This is a genomic window from Spirillospora sp. NPDC046719, assembly GCF_040645715.1.
Classification (GTDB): Bacteria; Actinomycetota; Actinomycetes; order Streptosporangiales; family Streptosporangiaceae; genus Spirillospora.
In genome coordinates this window covers 1-3376 of record NZ_JBEYYT010000697.1, presented here as the reverse complement: position 1 = coordinate 3376, position 3376 = coordinate 1, and the positions used below count along the sequence as shown (strand labels likewise).

The following is a 3376-nucleotide window of genomic DNA, read 5'->3' as shown; positions in this document are numbered from 1 at the left end:
GTCGTCGACCCGGCGCTCGCGGCGGCGACGCTGGCGGCCGGGGACTCGCCGCTGACCCCCCGCGAGGTCGACGTGCTCAACGCGGCGCGCTCGGGCGCGACCGTCGCGGAGATCGCCGGGAACCTGTACCTGTCGGAGGGGACCGTCCGCAACTACCTGTCCGCGGCGATCGCCAAGACCGGGACCCACAACCGGATGGAGGCGCTGCGCGTCGCCGACGAGCGCGGCTGGCTCTGACCGTCCCGGCCGGCCTTCCTCCGGCCCGCCTCTAGTCCGCCTCGGCGCTGCCGCTGACGCGCAGCTTGCGGCGGGCGCGCTCGTAGAAGGTCGTCCCGCCCAGCCGGACGACGCGGGCGGCGCCGCGGGCGGCGGTGACTCGCAGCCGGTCCCCCGCCTCGAGCTGCGCGGCGATCCCGCCGTCCACCTCCACCGCCAGCGTCCCCGACGTCGGCAGCAGCGTCAGCTCGACGTCCTCGTCCGCCGACAGCATGACGGCGCGGTTGAACGTCGAGTGCGCCGCCGCCGGCACCACCAGGAAGCCCTCGACGGCGGGCGAGACGATCGGCCCGCCGGCGGAGTAGCTGTAGGCGGTCGAGCCGGTCGAGGTCGCCACGATCACCGCGTCGCCCGCGTACCGGACGAACGGGTGGCCCTGCACCGACACCTCCACCGCGGCGAGGCCGTCGCCCGGCATCCGCACCAGCGCGATGTCGTTGAACGCGGACACGACCTCCCCGCCGGGCAGCCGCATGCACACCGCCATCCGCGGCTCCACCTCGTACCGGTGCGCGTCGATGCTGGTCAGCGCGTCCGCCAGCCCGTCCACGTCGATCTCGGCGAGGAACCCGAGGCGGCCGAGGTTGACGCCGAGGACCGGCGTCGCCGCGCCCGCCGCCAGCCGCATGCTGCGCAGCATCGTCCCGTCGCCGCCGAGGCTGACGAGCAGGTCCGCGCGCTCGGCGAGCGCGGCGGCCTCCACCGCCACGGCGCTGCAGTCGATCCGGCCGATCTCGTCGGGCAGCCCCAGCACCGCGCCGCCGCGCCGGCCCGCCCATCCGACGATCGTGTCGACGGCCGCCTTCGAGTCGCGTTCGGGATGCAGGACGAGCCCCACCGTGTGCACCATGCCCATGACAGAACCGTACGGCCCCGAGGGGCGGTTCAGCGGTCGTCCGGGAGCGGCGCGGCGAGGATCCGCAGCAGGATCTCGGTGAGCGGGCCGTGCAACGCGGGCAGGTCCGCCGCGTCCCCGGCGCAGACGTGCGCGGTGATCAGCTCGGCGATGGCGCCGACCGCGGCGCGGTAGGCGGGCTCTTCGACGGGCGGCCATTCGGGGTGGCGTTTCGCGGCGTGCTCGCGCCAGAGCCGCAGCACGTCGGCGACCGCCCCGTACGCCTTGTTGCGGCCCTTGAGCGCGCGCGGGCCGACGGCGGGCAGCTCGATCAGGATGCAGCGCGCGTACTCCGGCTCGCGCGCGCACAGGGTCAGGTACGAGCGCAGGCCCGCCTGGAGGACGGCCCGCGGAGACGGCTTCGCGCCGAGGCTTTTCGGCGCGTTCATCAGCTCCCGCAGGATCACCTTCTGGGCGTCGGCGAGCGCGGTGAGGAAGCAGTCCTCCAGGTCGGTGAAGTGGTCGTAGAACGCCTTGCGGGACACGCGGGCGCGGGCGACGACCATCGCGACGGTGGTGCGAGGGTAGCCGTGCTCGGCGACGGCGGAGATCACCGCGGCGAGCAGCCGCTTCCGCTGCGCCTTGCGGACGACCGGCGCGGGCAGGCTGCTGCGCCCGCGGGGCAGGCCGGGACGCGCCGGGTCGTAGACCTCGGCCAGCCGGGGGCCGCCGGGTCGCCGATCGCCGGACCGCGGGCCGCCGGGGGAGGCGCCGTCGTCGGGGGGCCGCTGTCGTTCGATGCAGCGCATTGTAGTGGGCGGACGCCCGGCGGCCGCGCGGCCGGGCGCGGCCTTTCTATGGGCGGTTGCTAACCGCTCCGCGGCGTTTCCGCATCACCGTCCGTATCCCGTGCCCTCGGCCGGGGTCCACCATGTCCGGGACCCATAGGTACGCATGCGTACTTCTGAGAGGAGTCCCCATGAGAGTCGGACAGGCGGGCGCCGCGACGGCCGGGCGCGGCCCGCTGCGGCGCTCCCTCGCCGCCCGCGCGGGCGCCGTTCTCGCGGTGCTCGCGTTCGTGCAGGCGCCGCCCGCGCACGCGCTCCCGCCCCAGGACGTGCCCGCCGTCGGGGTCGACACCGGCCGGTTCAAGCTGCCGATCGGCTGCACGATCAGCCTCGGCGGGCTGCCGGTGTTCTACCTGCCGACCGACGTGGACGTGCAGGGCGTCGCGCCCGTCCAGCTCGGGCCGGGCCAGCGGTTCTACCTGTCGCAGGGTTCGGGCAGCATCACGTTCCCGTCCTGGCTGACCTCGCTGGCGCCGATCCTCGGCATCGACAAGGCGGACGCGAAGATCACCGATCTGAGCATCGGGGCGAGCGGCTCCACGCCGTCCAGCATCAACATCGCGGCGGGCAGCCCGTTCGAGATCGACGACATCGGCATCAAGGCCGGGCAGCCGCTCAAGGTCGGCCTGCCGCTGACCGGGACGTTCGACGTCGGCCCGTACACCGCGCCGGACGGCGGCAAGGTCACGCTCGCGTTCGAGCACGCCCTCGCCGAGGTGGACCTGAAGTCGTCGGCCGGGTTCAGCCTGCCGATCACCGCGGACTGCAAGCCGTCGGCGGGCAACGCGCTGCTGACGATCGCGGTCGGCGGCGCGGCCGGGCAGCTGCCGGCAAAGATCACCGGCGCGCCGCTGAACTTCCCCGAGCCCGCCTCGAACGAGCTGGTCGGCATCATCAACGCGCCGTACACGTGCAAGGTCGGCGCCGACGCCCTCGACGTCGGGATCGCGGTCGGCGCGCACATCCCGCTCGTGGCCAAGCGCGGTAGCTCGTTCTCCTTCACCCAGGCCAGCGGCGCCCTGGTGATCCCGGCGGGCACCGTGAACAAGCTGATCGACAAGGGCTACACGTCCGCGTCCGGCAAGGTCACGGCGCTGAACCTGGCGGTCGAGGGCGGCACACCCGCGACGCAGAACGTCATCCCGTCCGGCGGCATCGCGATCCCGAACACGCCGCTGACGCGCGACGAGCAGATCACGGTACCGCTGCCGGGCGACGGCACGCTGACCGCGGGACCGTTCACGCCGGCGGCGTCGGCGACGAGCACGTCCGTCGCGCTCGGGTCGGCCGCCGCCGACCTGTCGTTCAACGGCGGGTCCTCGGCCTCGGCGACGTGCGGCGCCCCCTCCCCCACCGTCTACCTGGTCGACAACCCGGTGACCTGACCGCGCCGGCCCGCCGCGTCCCGGCACGGGAC

At 74.4% G+C, this 3376-nt stretch carries 4 protein-coding genes; 2 read left to right on the top strand and 2 right to left on the bottom strand.

Annotated features, from left to right (window positions below; all coding sequences use genetic code 11):
• Positions 1-237: response regulator transcription factor (locus ABZ914_RS48810; RefSeq protein WP_500201430.1), on the top strand; the 237-nt coding region annotated here is incomplete at its 5' end.
• A 31-nt stretch (positions 238-268) separates the two neighbouring features.
• On the opposite strand, the gene ABZ914_RS48805 is transcribed toward ABZ914_RS48810, so the two are convergent.
• Both ABZ914_RS48805 and ABZ914_RS48800 read right to left on the bottom strand, forming a co-directional pair.
• Positions 269-1132: an NAD(+)/NADH kinase gene (locus tag ABZ914_RS48805; protein ID WP_433152443.1), complete on the bottom strand. Its 864-nt coding sequence runs from the start codon at positions 1130-1132 to the stop codon at positions 269-271.
• 29 nt (positions 1133-1161) lie between these two features.
• A complete protein-coding gene (locus tag ABZ914_RS48800) occupies positions 1162-1920 on the bottom strand; it encodes a TetR/AcrR family transcriptional regulator (RefSeq protein ID WP_500201429.1) in 759 nt (252 codons plus the stop codon).
• 170 nt (positions 1921-2090) lie between these two features.
• Here ABZ914_RS48800 and ABZ914_RS48795 point away from each other — a divergent pair, with 170 nt between their 5' ends.
• Positions 2091-3344 carry a DUF6801 domain-containing protein gene (locus ABZ914_RS48795; protein ID WP_500201428.1) on the top strand — a complete coding sequence of 418 codons (1254 nt, stop codon included), beginning with the start codon at positions 2091-2093 and terminating at the stop codon, positions 3342-3344.
• The last annotated feature ends 32 nt before the right edge of the window (positions 3345-3376 follow it).

What these genes read in the sequence shown, in the direction of transcription:
- ABZ914_RS48805 (WP_433152443.1), bottom strand. Translation starts at nt 1,132, where the DNA reads ATGGGCATGGTGCACACGGTGGGGCTCGTCCTGCATCCCGAACGCGAC.
- ABZ914_RS48800 (WP_500201429.1), bottom strand. Translation starts at nt 1,920, where the DNA reads ATGCGCTGCATCGAACGACAGCGGCCCCCCGACGACGGCGCCTCCCCC.
- ABZ914_RS48795 (WP_500201428.1), top strand. Translation starts at nt 2,091, where the DNA reads ATGAGAGTCGGACAGGCGGGCGCCGCGACGGCCGGGCGCGGCCCGCTG.